This window comes from Sulfuriferula multivorans (assembly GCF_003851125.1).
GTDB lineage: Bacteria > Pseudomonadota > Gammaproteobacteria > Burkholderiales > Sulfuriferulaceae > Sulfuriferula > Sulfuriferula multivorans.
Genome location: NZ_BGOW01000002.1, coordinates 76862 through 98950, shown reverse-complemented (window position 1 = coordinate 98950; position 22089 = coordinate 76862). Strand labels below are relative to the sequence as shown.

The following is a 22089-nucleotide window of genomic DNA, read 5'->3' as shown; positions in this document are numbered from 1 at the left end:
ATCTTCCCAAACGTGGCAGCATACCTGAAATGGAATTCTCTCAAGAGCAGTTGTCCATATACAAGGCTCTGTTAACAGCTACCAAAAGCTTGGCCCAGGGCAATACCCCCGATGAAGTATTGAGGGCGGCCTGCGATGCGCTGGTGGCATCGTCTGAGCGTATTTGCCTGGCCTGGATGTATTTGGGTAATCCCGGTACTGAAACGATCAGGCCCTCTTACTCGGTAGGAAGGGCTTCCGAATATACCCGGGATTTGGTGCTTGATCTTTCTCCGGAAGCGATGAAAGGCCCCGGCAGGCGTTCGTTGGCAAATAACGAACCTGTTCTGGTACAAGTCCATGCCGATTCGAGCTTCGGTATCTGGCGCGAAAATGCGATTCGGTACGGTTTACAGGAAGGATTGACCTTGCCGATCGGTGATCCGAGTCATCCCTTCAGGGGATTGATCGTGATTTTTGTTGATATGCAGGATTACTTTGAGCAGATCGGAGTAGAGCCTTTCATCGCTTTTGCCCAGTTGGCTACCGTCGCCCTGGATCAAGCCCGTTTGAAAGTCTCGCTGGAGGTAATGGCCTCGATTGATCCTTTGACCGACCTGCTTAACCGGCGCGCAATACAGGAGGTGATCAACCGCGAGTATGCGTACGCAAAAAGATGCGCAAAGCCTTTCAGCATGATCCTGTTCGATCTGGATCGATTCAAGATGCTCAATGACAATTATGGCCATGATATTGGCGACAGGATATTGCTCGGAATCAGTGAAGTCGCAAAGCAGACGCTGCGCACGAGTGACTGGTTGAGCAGGTGGGGCGGCGAGGAATTTTTGGCTATCCTGCCCGACACCGATGAGCATGGTGCGCTGATGATTGCCGAACGGCTGCGGGACGCAATCGAGAAATTCTCAATTAAGCTCAATACGCAAAAAATCAGAACGACTGCAAGCATCGGGATTGCCAGTTATCCCCGCGATGGCGATACGCCGGACTTCCTGATAAAGGCAGCGGATGCTGCGCTTTATGAAGCCAAGAAATCTGGTCGCAATCGTGTGGTGGCGGCCAGGGACAAGCGAGAGGTTTATTCCATTGCGGCGAAACTCAACACCGCCATAGAAAACAACCGGCTGGTGCCGGCCCATCAGGTAATCGTGGACCTGAAAACCAGAAGGCCGGTTGCTGAAGAAGCCCTGGCCAGATTAATCGATGAATCCGGAAAAATCATTGTGGCTGCCGACTTCATTTCGGCGGCAATGGAATTGCAGCTAACCCACTTGGTCGATTACCAGATCATCAAACAGACCATGAACCGCTGTGCAGCCAATATTTCTGGCGGCGGCCCAAATTTAGCGCATTTCGTTAATATTTCAGCGGATCTTTTGCTGCATCAGGATTTGATTCAGGGTTTGTTTGCTGAAGCTCAGGCGGCGTGCATATCGTGTGGGGTGGATATGGGTCTCACCAAGCCTCTGGTGCTGGAAATTACGGAAAGACAATTGCTCGGCGATGCCCATGCAGTCAAAGCCAAGCTTGCTCCATTTATTGATTATGGAATGCGCCTGGCAATTGATGATTTTGGTAGCGGCTATTCTTCATTCCAGTATCTGGCTGACCTGCCTGTTTCGTTCCTGAAAATTGAAGGAAGCCTGATTCAACAGGTAAAAGACAAGCGCGTCAGGCAGATCGTCAAACGCATTAGCGATATCGCAAAAGATCTGCAGTTGACCACGATAGCCGAATTTGTCGAAGATGCGGATACCGCTGATATTCTCTGTGAACTGGGGATAGACTGGGCACAAGGCTATTTCTTTGGACGTCCTGTTCTGGCTAAACAATAGTCGTACTGCTGTAACAAGGTTCGCTGTGCCGTGCAGTTTTAAGCAGCACGGGTTCAAATTCGAAGTGGAATTCTGATTAATGCGCTGGGAGGGGAGATGCGACCATTGCCGCCCGATAGAAACGTGCACCCAGCAGTCCTCACGCTTTGTTTCTACACAGAGGGTGATGGAATCCACGTGGGCTGTGCGCGGGAACATGTTGGCGTTGCCCGCTGCCCGTAAACGGTCACCTTTGTCATGGACCAGCACGGCAATCGTTACTGATACGTTAATGTTAGTGAAAGAGGCGTGCTTTAGTGCGCTTTTTTTATGGGCACTCGTAATCATGGGTTGGGGTCTGCAAAAAAATCGAAGGAAACAGCCAGAATCAACCGGAAACCCCGAGCCTGCGGTTTTCAGATGGATAATGATGGCTAGGCTATTGCATTAACACCAAGGTGCATTGCAAAATATTTTTCCCAGCGTGTCGATTTCACTTCCTATCGTTCGTCGTATTGTCAGGGCGTCATGCCAGCAGTCTATGCTGATAGGCAGCACGCCGACCTCAACACGACAGGAGAGCCGACCATGCGTTTCATGATCATGATTAAAGCCAACGCCGATAGTGAAGCCGGTGTCATGCCGAGTGAACAATTATTATCCGAAATGGGTAAATTCAACGAAGAACTGGTGAAAGCCGGCGTGATGCTGGCGGGCGAAGGCCTGCACCCCAGCAATAAAGGAGTGCGTGTGAAGTTTTCCGGCAGCCAGCGCAGCGTCGTCGACGGCCCATTCACCGAAACCAGGGAGCTGATTGCCGGCTTCTGGCTGTGGCAGGTGAAATCGCTGGCCGAAGCCATCGAATGGGTCAAACGCTGCCCCAACCCGTTCGATGGCGAATCCGAAATCGAAATCCGCCAGGTATACGAGGCGGAAGACTTCGGTGCCGAGTTCACGCCTGAACTGCGCGCGCAGGAAGCAAAATTGCGCGCCGAAATCGCATCGCAACATCCCTGACCCTCACAACAAGGAGTACTTGCCATGTCCACCATCAAACCCATCCCTGAAGGCAGCCACAGCATCACCCCGCACCTTGTATGCGCCGGAGCGGCCGCAGCCATTGATTTTTACCAGCGTGCATTCAACGCCGTGGAAGTGATGCGTCTGCCTGGCGCCCCCGGCAAGCTCATGCACGCCCAGATCCGTATCGGTGATTCCAATGTCATGCTGGTTGATGAGATGCCGGAATGGGGTTCGCTGGGGCCGGCCTCGCTCAAGGGCACGTCGGTCACGCTGCACCTGTATGTCGAGGACGCCAATGCGACGTTCGCGCAGGCCGTGGCTGCCGGTGCCACGGTTAAAATGCCGCTTGCCGACATGTTCTGGGGCGACCGTTACGGTGTGCTGATCGATCCGTTCGGCCACCAGTGGTCGATCGCCACGCATACCCGCGATGTCAAGCCGGACGAGATGCAGAAGGCCATGAAGGCCATGCTGGGCTGACAGCGTATCAAACCGGGGCCGCCCGAATATTTACCAGGAACCGCGCCATGCAAAAGATCACCCCCTTCCTCTGGTTCGATGGCAACGCCGAAGCTGCCGCCGAGTTCTATGTCTCGATTTTCAAGCATTCGAAAATTGTCAGCCTTACCCGCTATCCTGAAGCTGGGCAAGCGGTTCACGGGCAGCTTCCGGGAACGGTCATGACGGTGACGTTTGAGCTCGAGGGACAGTCGTTCACCGCGCTCAATGGCGGGCCGATATTCGCGTTCAACCAAGCGGTTTCCTTTGTGGTCGATTGCGCGGACCAGGACGAGATCGATTATTACTGGTCCAGACTCGGGGAAGGGAGTAACGCGCAAGCTCAGCAATACGGCTGGCTCAAGGATCGGTATGGGCTGTGGTGGCAAATAGTGCCGAGAAAACTGGCTGAACTGCTGGCTGACCCCATTGCGGACAAACGTAATCGCGTCATGCAGGCAATCCTGCAGATGAAAAAGATCGACATCGCCGGTTTGCAGCGCGCCTTCGAAACTGAATGAGTTATCGAGGCCGGGAAAGATAAAATAATGAAATCCCAATCAAGGTCCACTACGGCTCTGCCGATTCATCACTTCGAACAGCAGCAGAGCTGGGCCGCATGGCTGGAAAAAACCACAGCACGTCGCCAGGCGTATGGCTGCAGATCGCAAAAAAAGGCGCTGCAATACCGTCGGTTTCATATGACGAAGCGATTGAAATAGCACTGTGTTTTGGATGGATAGATGGGAAAAAACAAACTCACGACGAGCAATTCTGGCTCCAGAAATTCACTCGACGCTCAGCCAAAAGTGTTTGGTCCAAGATCAATAAAGAGAAGGCGCTGGCCCTGATCAAGGCAGGGAACATGAAACCAGCGGGGCTCAAACAGATAGAAAGCGCAAAAACTGATGGGCGCTGGGACGCTGCGTATGATTCGGCCAGCAAGGCGACTGTACCCAGTGATTTTCAATCTGCGCTGGATGCTAATGCGCGAGCAAGGGGCTTCTTTGAAGCGCTCGACAGCCGGAATCGGTACGCTGTTCTGTTCAGAATTCAAACCGTCAAAAAAGCCGAAACACGCGCCAGGCGAATTGCCCAGTTTGTGCAAATGCTGGAACGACATGAGAAGGTGCACCCGTGACCCGTTCGAGCATTCTTACCAATAAGTTGCTCAACCTGTCCCTGAAGGAGTCCCGATCATGATCGACACGCCTTACATCACACACAGCGCCGCCCGGCTTGCTGCAGTCATCCACCTCGACATTCCACGCGCGGAAATGATGCAGGCTTTTGGCTCGGCTGTTGACGAGTTGCTGACTGTGTTGTCCGCACAGGACATCACACCCAATGGATCAGCGTTTGCACACCACCTGACCATGAGCCCGGATCGTTTTGATTTCGAACTTGGCTTCTTTGTCAGCACACCCGTATCCGCCGCCGGGCGCGTCCAGCCCGGTCAGTTACGCGCTGCCAAAGTGGCGCGTACGATCTACCATGGTCCTTATGAGGGGCTGCCTGCTGCCTGGGGCGAATTCATGGGATGGATCGAGGCCAATGGCCATACGCCCGACACTGATCTATGGGAATGGTATGTCGCCGGGCCGCATACCAGCCCTGACCCGGCCAGCTGGCGCACGGAGCTCAACCGGCCGGTGCTGGATTAGCTGCCTGCCGCTGCGGTTAAAACATTTCATTACTGACAGGAGACACCATGTCTTTTCTGCTGCTGATCATCGAACCGCGCGGCCAGCGCGACACGCGCACCGAGGATGAAGGCAAACAGCTGTACGCCGATATGGTGCGCTTTGGTGAAGGCTTGGCCGCACGCGGCCTGCTGCGTGCCAGTGAATCCTTGCGTGCCGATCAGCACGGCGTGCGCGTGCAGCTGCGCGACGGCAAAACTGCGTTGCGTGACGGTCCGTTCACCGAGGCCAAGGAGATGGTGGGCGGGTTTTACCTGCTTGATGGCGTGACGCGCGAAGAAGCTGTCGCCATTGCCAGTGCGTGCCCGGCCGCTCAATGGGCAACGGTAGAGGTGCGTGAAATTGCGCCGTGTTATGCCAATTGACGGCTGCATTTTAAGCGTCGAAGGGCCATCAAAAAAGAGCCCGTCCCAATGAAATGCAGAGGTGGCTGCCATAGAAGATCGACAGGATTGAGAGGGATGTTGCTGCAAACCCGCCGGCTTTCGGACTTGCTTAACCAGTGGCGGATAAGGCATGTTGATATCTCGTATTTCGACTGACTGATGCGCCGCGGCGGCTGTTCAACAGTATCGACGATGCCTGTGCATACACAGCCGGTCACGCAGCCGAGGTCAATTGCGTTCAAGACAGCGTGAGCGAAGGCGTATAGAGTTTTGCCATCTTTCACCCGACAGGAGAATCAAAATGGTACGCGAGCTCTTCCCATACCTGTGTGTCAGCAACGCCCCCGCCGCCATCGATTTTTATGTGGCTGCATTTGGCGCAAAGGAAAAATTTCGCCTTACCGAGCCGAATGGCCGGGTCGGTCACGCCGAACTCGATTTTAACGGCACGATCCTGATGCTCTCGGACGAGTTTCCGGAATGGGGCATCCGTAGCGCGCAGAACATCGGTGCCACCGCAGTCACGACCCATCTCCACGTCGACAATGCCGATGCAGTGATACAGCAGGCGGCGAATCTTGGTGCAGTCGTGGAAATGCCAGCCAAAGACCAGTTCTACGGGGAGCGTTCGGGCAACATCCGTGACCCTTTCGGCCATCGCTGGAACATCGGCCACAGCATCGAGAATGTCTCGCCCGACGAAATGCAGCGGCGCTATACCGAACTATTGAAGCAGGGCGGCTAGACTGTACCTCCATGACCAGCGCTACCCAACGCACCATCGACGCCGTCTGGCGCATGGGGTCCGCCAAAATCATCGGCGCCTTGGCACGCATGCTGCGCGATGTGGGGCTGGCGGAAGAGTTTGCGCAGGATGCGTTGGTGACGGCACTGGAGCACTGGCCCGAGTCGGGTGTGCCGGACAATCCGGCGGCCTGGCTGATGACCGCCGCCAGGCATCGTGCCCTCGACCACTTGCGCCGGAAAACCCTGCTGGCGCACAAACACGAAGCGCTCAGCCATGAGCTTGACGCCCGGCACGCCATGGCGGCGGCAGAGTTCAGCGATGCAGTAGACGCTGCCATTGATGACGACGTAGGCGACGACCTGCTGCGCCTGATGTTCACCGCCTGCCATCCGCTGCTTGCGGCCGAGGCGCGCGCGGCATTGACGCTGCGTCTGCTGGGCGGGCTGACAAGTGGCGAGATCGCCCGCGCTTTCCTGGTACCCGAGCCAACCATCGCCCAGCGCATCGTGCGCGCCAAACGTACCCTGACTGAAGCGCACGTGCCGTTCGAAGTGCCGCGTGCTGATGAACTTGCCACACGGCTGATGTCTGTGCTCGAAGTAATATATCTGATTTTCAATGAAGGCTATTCAGCCACCGCAGGGGATAACTGGATGCGGCCCGCGTTGTGCGAGGAAGCCCTGCGGCTGGGACGCATCCTGGCAGAACTCATCCCGCAGGAACCCGAGGTGCATGGCCTCGTTGCCCTGATGGAAATACAGGCCTCGCGCACACACGCCCGCGTCGATGCAAACGGCGCACCCATCCTGCTGCTCGATCAAAATCGCGCCCGTTGGGATCACCTGCTGATTCAGCGTGGCCTCGCGGCACTGGCGCGTGCCGAAGCGCAAGGCGACGCGTATGGCAGCTATACGCTGCAAGCCGCCATCGCTGCCTGTCACGCCCGCGCGCGCACACCGGAACAAACCGATTGGACGCGCATCGCCGCGCTTTATGATGCGCTGGCCCAGATCGCTCCTTCCCCGGTGGTCGAACTCAACCGCGCTGTTGCGCTGGCCATGGCATTCGGCCCGGCAGCGGGGCTGGAACACGTTGATACCCTGCGCGATGAACCCGCACTCGCGCATTACCACCTGCTACCCAGCGTACGCGGAGACCTGTTGGCTAAATTGGGTCGTCAGGACGAAGCCTGTGCCGAATTCAGGCGCGCCGCCGTGCTCACACACAACGCCCGCGAACGCGCGCTGCTGTTGGCGCGTGCTGCTGCGTGCCTGGCCGGAAAATGAATCAGCGCTCGAATACCGCGATGGATTCCACGTGGGCGGTATGCGGGAACATGTTGGCGATGCCCGCTGCGCGCAGACGGTAGCCTTTGTCATGCACCAGCACGGCGGCGTCACGGGCGAGCGTGGACGGGTTGCAGGAGACATAAACGATGCGCCGGGGCGCGTCGTCACCCAGTGATTCGACCAGTTTGAAGGCGCCGTCACGCGGCGGATCGATCAGCATTTTGTCGAAGTGGCCGAGTGCAGCCAGTTGTTCTGCGCCGATCTCGAACAGGTTTTCCACCCTGAATTCGGTATTGTGAATACCATTGCGTTCGGCGTTCTGGCGGGCGCGGGCGACCAGTTCCTTGCTGCCCTCGATGCCCACCACCTGTTTTGCACGACGCGCGATGGGCAGCGTGAAGTTTCCCAGACCGCAGAACATGTCGACAATGCGCTCAGTGGGCTGCGGGTCAAGCAGTTGCATGGCGCGCCGCATCATGACCGGATTCACCGCGGTATTGACCTGGGTGAACTCACTGGGGCGGAACGGCATCACCAGGTTGAACTCGGGCAGCGTATAGGCCAGCTCCGGTGCGTCCAGCGGATAGAATGGCACGATGGTGTCGGGTCCCTTGGATTGCAGCCACCACTGGATGCGGTGAGTATCGGCGAAACTGCGTAACAGGATTTCGTCGGCTTCGGCAAGCGGCACCATGTGGCGAATCACCAGTACGTCCACCGCATCAGTAGCAGCGAGTTCGAGTTGCGGAAGCTGGTCGCGAATTGATAGTTGCATGATCATTTCGCGCAGATGCGGAATGAGCGCCGAAATGCGTGGCGGCAGCACGTCGCAACTGGTCATTTCGGCGACAAAGCTGCTTTTTCTTTCGTGAAATCCGACCAGCACGCCACCTTTCTTTTCCACCAGCCGTACTGATAGCCGCGCGCGGCTGCGATAGCCCCAGGCCGGGCCATGAATGGGCGACAGCATGGTTTCCGGCCGGACCTTGCCGATGTGCGCCAGATTGTCTTCGAGAACGCGTTGCTTGGCGGCGATCTGGGCAGACGGTTCCATGTGTTGCAGGCTGCAGCCACCGCATACGCCGAAGTGCTTGCAGCGCGGTTTCACGCGCGCCGGGCTCTCGCGCAGGATGCGGACGGCCTGCGCCATCTCGAACGTGTCTTTTTTGCGGTACACCGAGTAGGTCACGGTCTCGCCGGTGAGCGCACCGTCCACGAAAATCGCCTTGCCGTCGCGGTGCGCGACGCCGCGCCCTTCATGGTTGAGGGATTCGATATCAAGGGTGGGTGGGGTGGGGTTCATCTGGATGTGGAGTGCTAACAGGAATTGTAGGTAAAAACTATTATTTGCCGGATTGCGCCGTCGGTTTTTGATGGACACGTACCAGCACGATGCGCGGGCCGCTCATTTTTTTGACGACCACGTCGAAATGCTCGAATTCAATCTTGTCGCCTTCCTTGGGGATATCGCCGAGTTTCCACATGATCAGGCCGCCGATCGAATCCACTTCATCGTTGTTGAGTTCTATCCTCAGCGCGCGTTCCAGAGTGAATATCGGCAGACTGCCTTTGCCGATCAGGGTGCCGTCATCGAGTTTGGTCCAGTCGTTCTGGCTATGACGGAATTCGTCGCGAATCTCGCCGACCAGCGCGCTCAGCATATTATCGAGTGTGATAAAGCCAAGCGGCGGACTGCCTTTATGACCGATGACTGCGAAGTGGGGTGCCCCTTGGCGAAAACGGCGAAACAGTTCCATCGCCGACATGTCGGGGGAGACCTGCAGAACCGGGCGGATAAATTTTTCCAGATCCTCGATATCGCCTTCCTTGAGCTCGGCCAGGAACATGTCCTTCAGATGAATGACGCCTTTGACCTCGTCATTCCGGTCCAGATAGGGGTAACGGCTGAAACGATGACGGGTGATGAGTTCGAGATTTTCCGCCAGTGTATGGTTGGCCGATAAGGCCACAACTTCATTGAACGGACGCATCAGCTCGGTGACTTCCAGATCGCTGAAATCGAGAGTGTGGGCGAGTACGTTCCATTCGTCGCGCGTGAGATGCTCACTGGCACGGCTGCTTTTCAGGATCAGCTTTAGTTCATCGGCCGAATAATGAGCGTCGTGACCATGCGTACGGTCCAGTCCGGTCAAACTGAGTACCCAGTTGGCGCTGGTGTTGAGTACCCAGATCGGCGGATACATCAGCCAGTAAAAACCGTAAAGCGGTACAGCAGTCCATAGCGCCACTTTCTCGGTCAGGCGGATCGCCAGTGATTTAGGCACCAGCTCACCGACCACGATATGGAGAAATGAGATGGTGAAAAATGCGAAGAAAAAAGCGATGCCGTGAATCAGCCTGACAGACTCGACCCCGATAAAGGCCAGCAACGGCTTCAGCAGTTCGGCAAAGGCCGGTTCGCCGATCCAGCCCAAACCCAGCGAAGCCAGGGTAATGCCAAGCTGGCAGGCGGACAGGTACGCGTCGAGCTTGGCATGAACCTTGGCGAGTATGCGCCCGCGCAGCCCATATACCTTGGCGATGGCCTTCACGCGGGTTTGGCGCAGTTTGACCATGCCGAATTCGGCAGCCACGAAAAAACCGTTTAGCGCCACCAGCAGCAGCGCGACGATGATCAAAAACAGGTTACTGCCCATAACGGGAACGAAAATCGCCCTGTCCTTTCCGGTTGTGGGGATGTGCTTCGCAGCACGATTGCGTGCGTTTGCGCAGACCGCTGGTATTGGGGATGCTTTCGATATCGAAAACACGAATTGGGAACATGACAACGCGCCGTGAATCGGGAGACAGCATTTTACCCGATTACACGGCGCGCCCGGACTGCGCCGGTGGATGTTTGTGTTACAAGGCGGCTTCTTCCGCGCTAATCAATGCGTTGATGAGTGCGATATTGACGTCGATGTAGGACACCATGCACTGGGCCGAGCCATTCTCGATGCGGGTTTCGTTGTTTGCTTCACACGCCAGGGCGAGTTCCAGGAAGCCGGCATAGATACCAACACCATTCACCAGGGCTTGCTGGATTGAGCTGCCCAGGTTGAGGTTGGCGATGGCGTCCTGTATCGGCATGTCGAGCATTTCACCCAGTACCGAGAACAAGCCCGTCAGGTAGAGTTCGTCGCCATTGACCGGCTGCAGGCATTTGCCGGCCAGCGCCTGCATGAAACTGGCACGGGTTAAGGCGCGCTTCAATACGGTCGGGTTGACGGCAACGGGTTTGCCACTGCTATGCAACAGCAGGGTGAGCCAGCGATACAGTGCTGCATGGCCCATGCGCTGCAATACCTGGCCAATCGAAGTGATTTCGTGAACGACGCCGCATCCGGCGCTGTTGGCGTAACGCAACAGACGGTAGCTGAGTACAGCGTCCATTTTCAGCAGGGATTCCACTTCAGCCATATCCGAGTGCGCCATGACCCGGTCAATGAGTTCAAGCAGGCGCAGACGGTTTACCGCCATGCTCATCGCGGGTTTTCCCCCGGTCTGGGTGACGAAGGTACCCTGAAACAGGTCAAACCCAAGTTGGCGCGAGACTTCCAGCATTTCTGCGCTGCATATGTCAGTCGCGATTAATTGGTGTGCTCCCATGGCGCGCAGGGTACGCTGCAGGCTATCAAGGTGAATGGCGTCGTGGCGGCTTACGTCTATGCGCACTGCTTTAGCCACTGCAACCAGCGGCAGGAAGGCTTCGTCGCCGTTGATATTGTCCAGCACGATGCGGTAGCCGCATTCGGTGAGGCGTTTGATTCTGGGCAACAGTGTCGAGACGTCGCTAATGCCTGCATGGACTGCGAACACGACATTTTGGGGTGGCAGGTATTCGATGTCGGCTGACATCAGGGTGTCGGCCGTAACACTGGCAAACAGGATGTTCTTTCTCAGCGTGCCTTCTTCAACCAGCGAATACAGTCCGGCAATCAGGGTTTCGTCCTCGGCATTGCGCAATTTCGGCATGGAAGGCTGGCTGTGGCTGTAAGCCAGTTTGACGCGCAACGTCAGTTCAGCGGCATGGATTTGACCATCACGGTCATATATTGTCTGCTGCGACAGCAGGCGTTCGCGGATTTCATCCTGGCGCGAAGGCAGTCCTTCTGTTTCAACGGCCAGAACGTGCGTCGCTACACCGTGCCAATCACCGGCAACTGTGTTGACGATACGGGCCTTGTCGCAGGAATTTTGAATGACGTCGTTTTGCATGATGATCTCCGGCACTGGTTTACGCCTTAAGATAAGCAGCAACCATGCCACCCCCGGATGCCGGATTACGGGCAGGGTACAAACGCCTGCAAGCTAGGATTGACGCCATGGTTAGGCTAAACTGAAAACATGAAATCACATCAACTGGATGCTGCGACCCGTTGGCATTTCGTCAACGCTGTCGAACAACTCGTCGAGGCAGCTTTTATCCGGATTCACGCGGCGGCAAGAGAAGCACTGCGCGAACGCGGCGTCTTCCATCTGGTACTGGCTGGCGGCACCACCCCACGGGCGCTCTATGCGCGGATGAATGGGATGGATACAGACTGGCGCGGCTGGCATGTGTGGTTTGGCGATGAGCGCTGCTTGGCCGCCGATCACCCTGAGCGCAACAGCCGCATGGCGCAGGATGCCTGGCTGGCAAGCAGCGCGATTCCGGCCGCGCAGATCCACACGATACCTGCCGAACTGGGCGCGCCTGCCGCTGCCAATGCCTACGTGAACACCTTGCGCAATGTGGAGGAATTCGACCTGGTACTGCTGGGGCTGGGCGAGGATGGCCACACCGCGAGCCTGTTTCCCGGCCACGATTGGGGCACCTGCCCGGATAGCCCGGATGTGTTGGCGGTGAGGGACGCACCCAAGCCACCACCGGAACGCGTTAGCCTCAGCGCGCGCCGCCTGGGCCGTGCGCGCGCGGTGCTGTTTCTGGTAAGCGGAGCAGGCAAATGCGATGCGGTCGCGGCTTGGCGCCGGGACGAGCCGATTCCGGCGGCGGCGATTCGCCCGGTGGCAGGCGTGGATGTGCTGGTGGAGCGTATCTGCATACAGCCAGCGAATAAGGAGGATGCATGAATCCGTTGAAGCCCATAATGCTGACTCTGGCACTGGCGACCGGTACCGCCCAGGCCGCGCCTGCCGACGAAAAACTTACCACCCAAAGCGACCAGACTGCGGTGGCGGTGACCATTTACAACAATGACCTGGCGCTGGTCAAGGATCAGCGCAAAGTCAATCTTGGTGCGGACCTCAACAAGCTGGCCTGGCGCGACGTGGCGGCGCGCATGCAGCCGGAAACCGCATTGCTGCGCAACCTGTCCGATGCAAAAGGCTTCCGCCTGCTGGAACAGAATTTCGACTTCGACTTGCTCACCCCGCAAACCCTGCTGGAAAAATATGTGGGCAAGCAGGTCACCGTGATCAGCACCAACCCGGCGACCGGTGTGGAAACGCGCGAACGGGCTACGGTGCTGGCCACCAACGGCGGCACGGTGCTCAAGTTCGGTGACCGTATCGAGACCGGGGTGCCGGGACGGCTGGCGTTCGCCGGGGTGCCGGATAACCTGCGTGACCGGCCCACCCTGGTAATGAGTATGGTGAATCCACGCGCGGGCTTGCAGAATCTGGAGCTGTCTTACCTGACCGGCGGCCTGTCATGGCGCGCCGATTATGTAGCGGAACTGTCCGGTCAGGATGACAAAATGGACTTGAACGGCTGGGTCACACTCACCAACCAGAGTGGCGCGAGTTACCACAATGCCAGGCTGCAACTGGTCGCAGGGGATGTCAATCGGGTGCAAACAGCCATGCAGGCCACTGTGTTGCGCGGGAAGATGCAAACCCAGGTAGCGGAAGCGGCGCCGCTGGCGCAGGAAAACCTGTTCGAATACCACCTCTACACCCTCAACCGCCCAACCACGCTGGCCGAGCAGCAAACCAAACAGGTCGCGCTGCTCTCCGCCACCGGCATCCCGGTGCGCAAATCGCTGGAACTGCGCGGCGCAGCGTATTACTACCAGGGCAGCTATGGCGACCTCGGACAAAAAATCAAGGTCGGGGTATTCGTGGAATTCGACAACAAGGGCGCCGGCTTGGGTGTGCCGCTGCCCAAAGGCGTGATGCGTCTGTACAAGAAAGACAGCGCGGGCAACGCCCAATTCATCGGCGAAGACAGCATCGACCATACCCCGAAAAACGAGCGCGTGCGGCTGAAACTGGGCGAGGCCTTCGATGTGACCGCCGACAGAAAGCAGACCGATTTCCAGAAAATTGGCGTGAGCGGGCGCTATAACAACGTGTTTGAATCGGCCTACCAGATCACCCTTAAAAATGCCAAAAACCAGCCGGTGACCGTCAAGGTATTCGAGCCCTTGCCGGGCGACTGGCAAGTGTTGTCGGAGTCTCTGCCGCATACCAAAGAGGCGGCCGGAACGGCATTGTGGCAAGTGCCGGTGGCGGCTGAGGGCAAGACCGTGCTGACCTATCGGGTACGGGTGAAGTATTGATGGGCGAGCCACTTTATGCCTGGCAATTCGCCTGAGCAGTAAAGTGCAAGGCACCCAAATGTGTACCCTGTCTTCAGATAACAGGAGAACAGCATAACAAAGATCATCGGAATTGCAGGCAGCCTGCGCGCCGGCTCGTTTAATGCAGCGCTGCTGCGTGCCGCAGCAGGTCTGATGCCAGGCGGTTCCAGTCTGGAAATAGCGACCATCAAGGGTATCCCGCTCTACGATGGCGACGTCGAAGCGAGCGAAGGTATCCCTCAAGCAGTGGCGGCGCTGAAAGACCAGATTGCCGCTGGGGATGGATTGCTGTTGGTTACCCCCGAGTACAACAACGCGATGCCGGGTGTGTTCAAGAATGCGATTGACTGGCTATCGAGGCCTCCAGCTGACATTCCGCGGGTCTTCGGCAATCGGCCGGTAGCGATCATGGGCGCTTCGCCCGGCGGGTTCGGGACGATCCTGGCACAGAATGCCTGGCTGCCTGTGCTGCGGACTTTGGGCATGCAGCCCTGGTTCGGCGGGCGTCTGTTCGTGTCCAGAGCGGGGAATGTATTCAACGACGCGGGCGAGATGACAGACGAAAAACTGCAGGCGCAATTGCAGCAATTCCTGCATGGTTTCGTGGATTTTGTGAATTAGGCAATGCTACGTGCATTGTGCAGGAAACGACGATGGGTACAGGCCGGTTAGAAGCATTCAGTGATGGCGTGCTGGCCATCATCATTACCATTATGGTACTGGAGATGAAGGTGCCGCACGATGCGAGCCTGGCTGCATTGTGGTCACTGTGGCCGGTATTCCTGAGCTACATCCTGAGTTTTGTGTATCTGGGCATTTACTGGAACAATCACCACCACCTGTTGCACACAACACAGCGGGTGAGCGGTGCCATTCTGTGGGCTAACTTGCACCTGTTGTTCTGGCTATCGCTGGTTCCATTCGTGACCGGCTGGATGGGCGAGAACCATTTTGCCTCTGCGCCGACGGCTTTTTACGGCATCGTACTTTTGATGGCAGCCATAGCTTATTGGATATTGCAGCAGGCGATCATGGCTGAACAAGGCCGCGACTCGCTGCTGGCGGTGGCGATCGGGAACGATCTCAAAGGCAAGCTCTCTCCGTTGCTCTACGCGATCGCCATCCCTTCCGCATTTTTCAATCAATGGATCGCCGGAGCGGTGTACGTAGTGGTCGCGCTGATGTGGCTCATCCCCGACCGCCGTATCGAGCGGGTCATTGCCGAACGAGAGAATGGGAGCGATGATTAATAAAGATATCCACAGCAAAAGATTGCTGGATCATCATCCCTGATTGATTCTGAAAAATCCGGGTGCTTAATCCGTCAGGAGTATCAGCGCAGCTTCGGCCGTGACTGGGTCGATATCAATCTGCATGACACAGTACTCATTGTTTTCATCGACGGGCGTGGGGTCGTCTGCGCAACTGCAACCGGCAATGATGCTGGTATAGAAAATGCCGACCTTGGCGCGTATATGGTCTTCTTTTTCAGCAGCGCCGATGACGATGACGTCGAGTTTGTTGTCCAGCGCATAGCTGCCAATGGACAAGCCTTGTTGCAAGGGAAGCTGACTGGCATCGAGCTGTTCGATATCATTTTTAAGGATGTGGTTAAAGTCAGGCGTTCCCCATGCGCGTAATGAATCCGCAAATTTTGGCATCAGTTCACTCCTTGAGCGAGGCCTGCAGGCAGATGCTGCGCGGCGCGTTTTTTACTGCGCAGATCCCACCAGTTGCGTAGCGCAACCAGCAGACCCAGGCCAAAGAAGGCGCCCGGCGGCAGAATGGCCAGCAAAAAGCCTTTGTAGTCCGGCACAACGTGAATGACGAAGGCCCGCGCTGCGGGGCCGAAAGCCAGGTCCAGACCAGAGAACAGGGTGCCTTTTCCCACCACTTCACGCAGTGCGCCAAGCAGCGTGATGACCATGGTGAGACCGAGGCCCATCATCATGCCGTCGAGCATGGAGGGCAGCACCGGGTTTTTGGCAGCGAAGCTGTCGGTACGCGCCAGCACGATGCAATTGGTCACAATCAGCGGTACAAAAATGCCCAGCACCAGATACAGCGGATGAATAAAGGCATTCATCGCCATGTCGATCACCGTTACCAGCGCGGCGATGATCAGTATGAATACCGGGATGCGGATTTCATGGGATACCAGGTTGCGGATGGCGGAGATTGAACCGTTGCTGAAGGTCATCACCATGGTGGTGGCGAGCCCCAGCCCGACCGCGTTGACGACCGAATTGCTGATGCCCAGTAGCGGACACAGTCCCAGCAGTTGTACGACGCCGGGATTCTGTTTCCACAGACCGTTGACGATGATGTCGCGATATTGGCTCATGGTTAGGCTCCGGGGGTAGATTCAGGGTGCGGTGCAGGGGCGTACAGTTCCTTGCGGTGCGCGGCTTCGTATTCGAGGGCATGGTGTACGGCTTTGACTACCGCGCGCGGGGTAATGGTGGCACCGGCCATGTAGTCGAATTGGCCGCCGTCTTTTTTGACCTTCCAGCCGCCGCTGGCCGGATTATCCAGCGCCTTGCCGTCGAAAATATGGATCCATGCGCTCTTGGCGATATCGATGTAATCACCCAGCCCCGGCGTTTCCTTGTGGCTTACCACGCGTACACCAATAATCCGTCCATCTGCGCCGATACCCACCAGCATGTTGATATTGCCGCTGTAGCCATCCGGCGCGGTGGCCTCGAGCACCAGCGCCACCGGGGCGCCGGCCTTGCGTGCGCGCCAGACGTGGCTGGGAAGGGTGGTGCCCAGTAGCTGGTGCGGCGGCAGCAGCAGGGCGTCGTGCAGCGGGTTATTGTCATAGCTGCCGGGGACGAGTGTCTCGCTGATGAGTTTCAGGCGCGCTGCGTCTTCGTTGCGAGTAATGGCCGGGCGGGTAATGTCGTAGGTATAAGCCAGCACGCCGGTGCCGACGATGGTGAAGCCCAGCAGGACCAGCGCGGCACGTGCAGCGGAACGCAATAACGGCGTCATTCTGCGGGCTCTTTCTGTTTGTGCCCGTACACTTTGGGCTGGGTGTAGGCGTCAATCAGCGGCACCATGATATTCATCAGCAACACGGCGAAGGCAACGCCGTCCGGATAGCCGCCCAGAGTGCGGATCAGATAAGTGAGAATACCAATGCCTGCGCCGAAAATAAGTTTGCCGCGCGGCGTGGTAGCGCCCGTTACCGGATCGGTGGCAATGAAGAATGCGCCCAGCATGACGCCGCCGGTGGCGAGGTGAAACCATGGAGAGATATAACGATCCGGGTCGGAGATATGGAACAGTCCGCCGGTAATCCACAGGCCGGCGATAAAGGCCGCCGGGATATGCCAGGTGATGATGCGCGCCAGCCACAAGTACAGTCCGCCCAGCAGGAACATCAACACCACCGCCTCGCCGCCGGTGCCCCCCAGGTTGCCGAAAATGGGCAAGCGGGTGATTTCACGCACCGTGTGTTCCAGTTGCAACTGGGTGCGCAGCGTATCCAGCGGCGTGGCGGAACTGATCGCGTCGAGTTTCAAACCGTCCGGCAATATCCCGGTGAAGATGTATTGCGCGGAATCAAGGAGGCTCAGATGCGCACCCGCCAGCGACAGCGGCGCCGACCACTGCGTCATCTGCACCGGGAACGAAATAATCAGCACTGCATAACCCACCATCGCCGGATTGAACAGGTTGTTGCCCAGTCCGCCGTACAAATGTTTGGCCACCACGATTGCGAAAAATGTCCCCACCACAATCAGCCACCACGGGGCGATCGGCGGCAGCGAAAGCGCCAGCAGCCACGCGGTGACCAGCGCACTGCCATCCATCAGGAACGGCTTGGCCGGCCAGCCGCGCAAACGCACTGCGATGGTTTCCAGCACCAGCGCGGTGACGCTGGCGAGGGTCAGCGTCACCAGGATGGCCGGGCCGAATAGCCAGACGTAAACCGCGATGCCCGGCACCAGCGCCGCCAGCACCTTGAGCATGATGATGGAGACGCTGGATTGTTCCGCGATGTAGGGGGAAGAGAGCATGGGTTATTGATCTGTCTGGATGGGAAGTTGAGCGTGCACGGGGTTCATTTCTCTACCGCATCCTTTGCCATGGCGCGAATTTTGGCTCGGCGCGCTTCGATTTCGGCGATCTCCTGCAATTTTTCCGGTGGCAGGTTTTCAATGTTGCGCGGGGTGACGCCTTCTTTCTTTTCCTTGGCGCGTTCTAGCGCGGCCTGGATCGCAGCTTTTTTGGCGGCATTGGCGGCATCATCCGGGCTTTCAGGAGATGCTTCTGCGAGCTTGGCACTGGCTTTCAGGGCGAGTTTTGCGGCGCGCTCCTGCTGTTCGCGCTCGATACGCAACTGGCGGAATTCGTGGCGCTCGCGCGCCAGGTCGGCGGCTTTCTTGTCCTTTTCCTTGGCCCATATTTCGCTCTTGGCGTAGCGGTAATACTGCACCAGAGGGATGTGGCTGGGGCAGACATAACTGCAACAGCCGCATTCGATACAATCGAACAGATGGTATTCCTGGGTCTTGCCGAAATTTTTTGCTCGCGCAAACCAGTACAGTTCCTGCGGTTGCAGATCCGCCGGGCAGGCTTGCGCACAACGGGTACAGCGTATGCAGGGCATGGCTGGCGGCGGAGGGGGGAACAGTGCCAGTGATTTGACCAGGATGCAGTTGGTGGCCTTGACCATCGGCACATCGGTGCTGATCAGATCGAAGCCCATCATCGGGCCGCCCATCACGTAGCCGCTGGTGTCGTCGCGGGTTGCGCCGGTCAGTCGCACCAGTTCGGCGAGCGGGGTGCCGATCAGCACTTCGAAATTCTGCGGGCGGTGCACATTGCCGGTGACGGTGACAATCCGCGAAATCAGTGGCTCGCCGTGGTTGACCGCACGGTGCAGGGCATACGCGGTGCCGACGTTGAAAGTGGCGACGCCGACATCGGTGGAGCGTCCGCCCGACGGGACTTCCTTGCCGGTCAAGGTCTTGATGAGCTGCTTGGCGCCGCCGCCGGGGTAGAGGGTAGGCACGGTTACCACTTCCACAGGAAAGTCGCACTGGCTGGCTGCCGCCTGCATTGCGGCGATGGCTTCCGGTTTGTTGTCTTCGATGCCGACCAGTACTTCGTCACTGTGCAGCATATAACGCATCACGGCGGCACCCGCGAGGATTTCGGCGGCGCGCTCGCGCATCAGCATATCGTCGCAGGTGATCCACGGCTCGCATTCGCCGCCATTGAGAACGAGGGTAGGCACTTTTTGGGTGGCGCCGGGGTTGAGCTTGATAAAGCTGGGAAATACTGCGCCGCCCAGCCCTGCGATGCCGAGATCGCGCAATTGATTGCGCAGATGGCTGGGATCCATGTTGCGGTAATCCAGCGCGCTGTGCTCGATCCAGCGATCCGCCCCATCGGGCGCAATGGTGATGCACAGATCGGTCAGTCCGGACGGGTGCGCCGCCGCATGACCGGCAATGGCGGTCACTGTGCCCGAGGTCGGCGCGTGCACCGCTACCGAGACATAGCCCTCGGCTTGCCCGATCATCTGGCCTTTTAGAACCTGCTCGCCCACCGCCACAATGGGTTTGGCCGGTTGGCCAATATGCTGGCGCAACGACACGATCAAGATCCTGGGCAATGGCGCAATGCCGATCGGACGGCTGGTGGATGCGTGCTTGTGTTCCTCGGGGTGCACACCGCCATTGAATTCGTAGAGTTGACGGGTCATCACGCGACTTTCAGTTTGACCACGGGGTACTTCCATTTCCAGGTGGCGACGTCTTCTGCGATGGGGACCATGCTGATGCAATCCACCGGGCAGGGTGCGATGCACAATTCACACCCGGTACATTCCTGGGCGATGATGGTATGCATCTGCTTGGCTGCGCCGAGAATGGCATCGACCGGGCAGGCCTGGATGCACAATGTGCAGCCGATGCAGGTGGTTTCGTCGATGACCGCCACGGATTTTGGCTTGGGTTCACCGTGTTCGGCATTGAGCGGCTTGAATTCCACGCCCAGCAGTTCGGCCAGTTTGTGGATGCCGTCTTCGCCGCCGGGCGGGCACTGGTTGATTTCAGCATCGCCATTGGCGATGGCCGTCGCATAGGGTTTGCATCCGGGGAATCCGCATTGCCCGCACTGGGTCTGCGGCAGGATGGCGTCGATTTGCTCGACGATAGGGTCTTCCTGCACCTTGAAGCGCACCGCCGCAAACCCCAGCGCCGCGCCGAGAAACACGGCCAGGCCGGACATCACCAGAATCGCTGCCAGCACCTTATTTCACCAAACCGGCAAAGCCCATGAACGCGAGGCTCATCAGCCCGGCGGTAATCATTGCAATGCTGGTGCCGCGGAACACAGCGGGGACGTCCGCGCCTTCCAGCCGCTCACGCAGCCCGGCGAACAGCACCAGCACCATGGAGAAGCCGACCGCGCCGCCAAAGCCGAAAAACAGCGACTGGATGAAATTGTGCTGCGCCTGAACGTTGAGCAGCGGGATCCCCAGCACCGCGCAGTTGGTGGTGATCAGCGGCAGATAAATGCCCAGCACGCGAAACAGTACCGGGCTGGTCTTGCGCACGAACATCTCGGTGAAGCCGACAATGCCCGCAATCACCACGATGAACGACAATGTGCGCAGATAGGTCAGATCGGTGCCCAGCAGGTACTGGTTGATCAGGTAGCTGGAGCCGGATGCCAGGGTGAGCACGAAGGTGGTGGCGGCTCCCATGCCGATGGCGGTTTCCAGGCTCTTGGAGACGCCCATGAACGGACACAGGCCAAGAATTTTCGCCATGATGATGTTGTTGACGAAAACCGTGCCGATCAAAATCAGGATGTAGCTCTGGATGTCCATGATTCATTCAAATGCAATAAGTCAGCCATTATCCTTCCCATGGCTGCTGTATTCAAGAGTATGCAAGTTTTAAGTAAGGGGAAGCAAACTGCATCCGGCCGATCGGCGCCAAGCAGCATACTGATTTTTCCTGACTGAATCCTGACAGCGCTTACAGGGTGTGAGCGGCCACGTAAGGGTGACCGGTATCTTCCGCCACGGCGGGATGGGTGACCGCGCCCAGGTAGACATTCAAGCCGTCGAGAAATCCTTTGTCTGCAAGCAATGCCGCCATGCCCTGATTCGCCAGGCGCAACGCATAGGGCAGCACCACGCTGGCCAGCGCCTGGGTAGCGGTGCGCGCACAGGCTGCCGGCATATTGGTGACGCAGTAATGCACCACGCCTTCTTCAACGTAAGTGGGATGGGAATGACTGGTGGGGCGCGAGGTTTCCGCGCAGCCGCCCTGGTCGATGGCGACGTCCACCAGCACCGAACCCGGACGCATGCCAGCCAGCATTTTCCGGGTAATCAGCTTGGGGGCCTTTCTGCCGGGCAACAACACGGCGCCGATGACCAGGTCGGCCCCGGTCACCAGTTCGGTCAGCGCGGCAGTGTCGGAATAACGCGTCTTGAGCCGCCCCTGATAGAGGTCGTCAAAATGGCGCAGTTTGTCCATGCTGAGGTCCAGCACGGTGACCTCCGCCCCCATGCCGGCAGCGACCCGTGCCGCGTTGGCGCCCACCATGCCGGCACCGACGATGGTGACCTTGCCGGGCGCTACTCCGGCCACGCCGGACAGCAAGGTGCCGTTGCCGCCGCTTGCCATGGTCAATGCCTGCGCGCCCGCCTGTACCGCGATGCGCCCCGCCACCGCGGACATCGGGGCAAGCAGCGGCGTGCCGCTGGCGTCAGTAACGGTTTCGAAGCCGATGCCGATGATTTTCCTGTCCAGCAGTTGTGCGGTCAGTTCGGGCGCGGCGGCCAGGTGCAGATAGCTGAATAGCATCTGCCCTGCGCGGAGCAGGGAGATTTCCGCAGTTTGCGGCTCTTTGACCTTGACGATGAGCTCCGCCTCGTACACGGCTGCCGCGTTGTCCACGATCTGCGCGCCGGCGGCGCGGTAGGCGTCGTCGGAAAAGCCGATGCGCGCAGCGGCGCCGGTTTGCACGCGAACCTGGTGTCCTGCAGCCAGCAGCGCGGCGACGCTGTCCGGGGTAAGGGCGACGCGATACTCGTGATCCTTGATTTCCTTGGGAATGCCGATCAGCATGG

Annotated in this window: 24 protein-coding genes; 13 read left to right on the top strand and 11 right to left on the bottom strand. The window is 58.1% G+C overall.

From position 1 onward, the window contains the following. Positions 1 to 29: 29 nt before the first annotated feature. The 9 genes from EI185_RS01670 to EI185_RS01630 all read left to right on the top strand — a co-directional run bounded on the left by EI185_RS01670 (position 30) and on the right by EI185_RS01630 (position 7455). On the top strand, positions 30 to 1832 hold the full coding sequence (locus tag EI185_RS01670; protein WP_124703381.1) for a putative bifunctional diguanylate cyclase/phosphodiesterase: 1803 nt from the start codon (positions 30 to 32) through the stop codon (positions 1830 to 1832). 567 nt (positions 1833 to 2399) lie between these two features. Continuing rightward, entirely contained in the window at positions 2400 to 2828 is a 429-nt protein-coding gene (locus EI185_RS01665; RefSeq protein WP_124703380.1) for a YciI family protein, read from the top strand. Positions 2829 to 2852: 24 nt separating this feature from the next. Continuing rightward, positions 2853 to 3314, top strand: coding sequence for a VOC family protein (locus EI185_RS01660; protein ID WP_124703379.1), 462 nt, complete (start codon positions 2853 to 2855; stop codon positions 3312 to 3314). Positions 3315 to 3361: 47 nt separating this feature from the next. Next, the gene (locus EI185_RS01655; protein WP_124703378.1) at positions 3362 to 3853 is read left to right on the top strand and encodes a VOC family protein; all 492 of its coding nucleotides are present in this window, start codon (positions 3362 to 3364) and stop codon (positions 3851 to 3853) included. Between the two features lie 32 nt (positions 3854 to 3885). Continuing rightward, the gene (locus EI185_RS01650) at positions 3886 to 4473 is read left to right on the top strand and encodes a YdeI/OmpD-associated family protein (protein WP_502697133.1); all 588 of its coding nucleotides are present in this window, start codon (positions 3886 to 3888) and stop codon (positions 4471 to 4473) included. Between the two features lie 58 nt (positions 4474 to 4531). Further along, positions 4532 to 4996: a GyrI-like domain-containing protein gene (locus EI185_RS01645; RefSeq protein WP_124703377.1), complete on the top strand. Its 465-nt coding sequence runs from the start codon at positions 4532 to 4534 to the stop codon at positions 4994 to 4996. Between the two features lie 47 nt (positions 4997 to 5043). Next, positions 5044 to 5400, top strand: a complete 357-nt coding sequence (locus EI185_RS01640) for a YciI family protein (RefSeq protein ID WP_124703376.1) — start codon at positions 5044 to 5046, stop codon at positions 5398 to 5400. A gap of 322 nt (positions 5401 to 5722) precedes the next feature. Further along, the gene (locus tag EI185_RS01635) at positions 5723 to 6166 is read left to right on the top strand and encodes a VOC family protein (RefSeq protein ID WP_124703375.1); all 444 of its coding nucleotides are present in this window, start codon (positions 5723 to 5725) and stop codon (positions 6164 to 6166) included. A gap of 11 nt (positions 6167 to 6177) precedes the next feature. Then, positions 6178 to 7455 carry an RNA polymerase sigma factor gene (locus EI185_RS01630; protein ID WP_124703374.1) on the top strand — a complete coding sequence of 426 codons (1278 nt, stop codon included), beginning with the start codon at positions 6178 to 6180 and terminating at the stop codon, positions 7453 to 7455. A gap of 1 nt (position 7456) precedes the next feature. Here the strand turns inward: EI185_RS01630 and rlmD are convergent, their stop codons facing one another. The 3 genes from rlmD to EI185_RS01615 all read right to left on the bottom strand — a co-directional run bounded on the left by rlmD (position 7457) and on the right by EI185_RS01615 (position 11676). After that, positions 7457 to 8761, bottom strand: a complete 1305-nt coding sequence (gene rlmD / locus EI185_RS01625) for a 23S rRNA (uracil(1939)-C(5))-methyltransferase RlmD (RefSeq protein ID WP_124703373.1) — start codon at positions 8759 to 8761, stop codon at positions 7457 to 7459. 40 nt (positions 8762 to 8801) lie between these two features. After that, a complete protein-coding gene (locus EI185_RS01620) occupies positions 8802 to 10115 on the bottom strand; it encodes a hemolysin family protein (RefSeq protein ID WP_124703372.1) in 1314 nt (437 codons plus the stop codon). A gap of 205 nt (positions 10116 to 10320) precedes the next feature. Next, positions 10321 to 11676, bottom strand: a complete 1356-nt coding sequence (locus EI185_RS01615; RefSeq protein WP_124703371.1) for an EAL and HDOD domain-containing protein — start codon at positions 11674 to 11676, stop codon at positions 10321 to 10323. 129 nt (positions 11677 to 11805) lie between these two features. On the opposite strand from EI185_RS01615, the gene pgl reads away from it, so the two are divergent. The 4 genes from pgl (at position 11806) to EI185_RS01595 (ending at position 15232) form a co-directional block, all read left to right on the top strand. After that, the gene (gene pgl / locus EI185_RS01610; RefSeq protein WP_124703370.1) at positions 11806 to 12531 is read left to right on the top strand and encodes a 6-phosphogluconolactonase; all 726 of its coding nucleotides are present in this window, start codon (positions 11806 to 11808) and stop codon (positions 12529 to 12531) included. Further along, entirely contained in the window at positions 12528 to 13961 is a 1434-nt protein-coding gene (locus EI185_RS01605) for a DUF4139 domain-containing protein (protein WP_124703369.1), read from the top strand. Before pgl ends, EI185_RS01605 begins: the two co-directional genes overlap by 4 nt. A 93-nt stretch (positions 13962 to 14054) precedes the next feature. After that, on the top strand, positions 14055 to 14603 hold the full coding sequence (locus EI185_RS01600) for an NADPH-dependent FMN reductase (RefSeq protein WP_124703368.1): 549 nt from the start codon (positions 14055 to 14057) through the stop codon (positions 14601 to 14603). Positions 14604 to 14635: 32 nt separating this feature from the next. Beyond that, positions 14636 to 15232 (top strand): TMEM175 family protein, encoded by a 597-nt coding sequence (locus EI185_RS01595; RefSeq protein ID WP_124703367.1) that lies wholly within the window; start codon positions 14636 to 14638, stop codon positions 15230 to 15232. Positions 15233 to 15298: 66 nt separating this feature from the next. Here EI185_RS01595 and EI185_RS01590 read toward each other — a convergent pair whose 3' ends face one another. From EI185_RS01590 to ald, 8 genes are all read right to left on the bottom strand, one after another. Next, the gene (locus EI185_RS01590) at positions 15299 to 15643 is read right to left on the bottom strand and encodes a hypothetical protein (protein WP_124703366.1); all 345 of its coding nucleotides are present in this window, start codon (positions 15641 to 15643) and stop codon (positions 15299 to 15301) included. After that, a complete protein-coding gene (locus tag EI185_RS01585; RefSeq protein WP_124703365.1) occupies positions 15643 to 16326 on the bottom strand; it encodes an electron transport complex subunit E in 684 nt (227 codons plus the stop codon). The genes EI185_RS01590 and EI185_RS01585 overlap by 1 nt, the downstream gene beginning before the upstream one ends. A gap of 2 nt (positions 16327 to 16328) precedes the next feature. Beyond that, positions 16329 to 16979 (bottom strand): electron transport complex subunit RsxG, encoded by a 651-nt coding sequence (gene rsxG / locus EI185_RS01580; RefSeq protein WP_124703364.1) that lies wholly within the window; start codon positions 16977 to 16979, stop codon positions 16329 to 16331. Then, a complete protein-coding gene (rsxD, locus tag EI185_RS01575) occupies positions 16976 to 18010 on the bottom strand; it encodes an electron transport complex subunit RsxD (RefSeq protein ID WP_124703363.1) in 1035 nt (344 codons plus the stop codon). Before rsxD ends, rsxG begins: the two co-directional genes overlap by 4 nt. Positions 18011 to 18054: 44 nt before the next feature. Next, the gene (rsxC, locus tag EI185_RS01570; protein ID WP_124703562.1) at positions 18055 to 19704 is read right to left on the bottom strand and encodes an electron transport complex subunit RsxC; all 1650 of its coding nucleotides are present in this window, start codon (positions 19702 to 19704) and stop codon (positions 18055 to 18057) included. After that, positions 19704 to 20252 (bottom strand): electron transport complex subunit RsxB, encoded by a 549-nt coding sequence (rsxB, locus tag EI185_RS01565; RefSeq protein WP_124703362.1) that lies wholly within the window; start codon positions 20250 to 20252, stop codon positions 19704 to 19706. The genes rsxC and rsxB overlap by 1 nt, the downstream gene beginning before the upstream one ends. Before the next feature lies 1 nt (position 20253). Next, positions 20254 to 20829 carry an electron transport complex subunit RsxA gene (rsxA, locus tag EI185_RS01560; protein WP_124703561.1) on the bottom strand — a complete coding sequence of 192 codons (576 nt, stop codon included), beginning with the start codon at positions 20827 to 20829 and terminating at the stop codon, positions 20254 to 20256. 157 nt (positions 20830 to 20986) lie between these two features. Further along, the gene (ald, locus tag EI185_RS01555) at positions 20987 to 22087 is read right to left on the bottom strand and encodes an alanine dehydrogenase (RefSeq protein ID WP_124703361.1); all 1101 of its coding nucleotides are present in this window, start codon (positions 22085 to 22087) and stop codon (positions 20987 to 20989) included. Between the last annotated feature and the right edge of the window lie 2 nt (positions 22088 to 22089).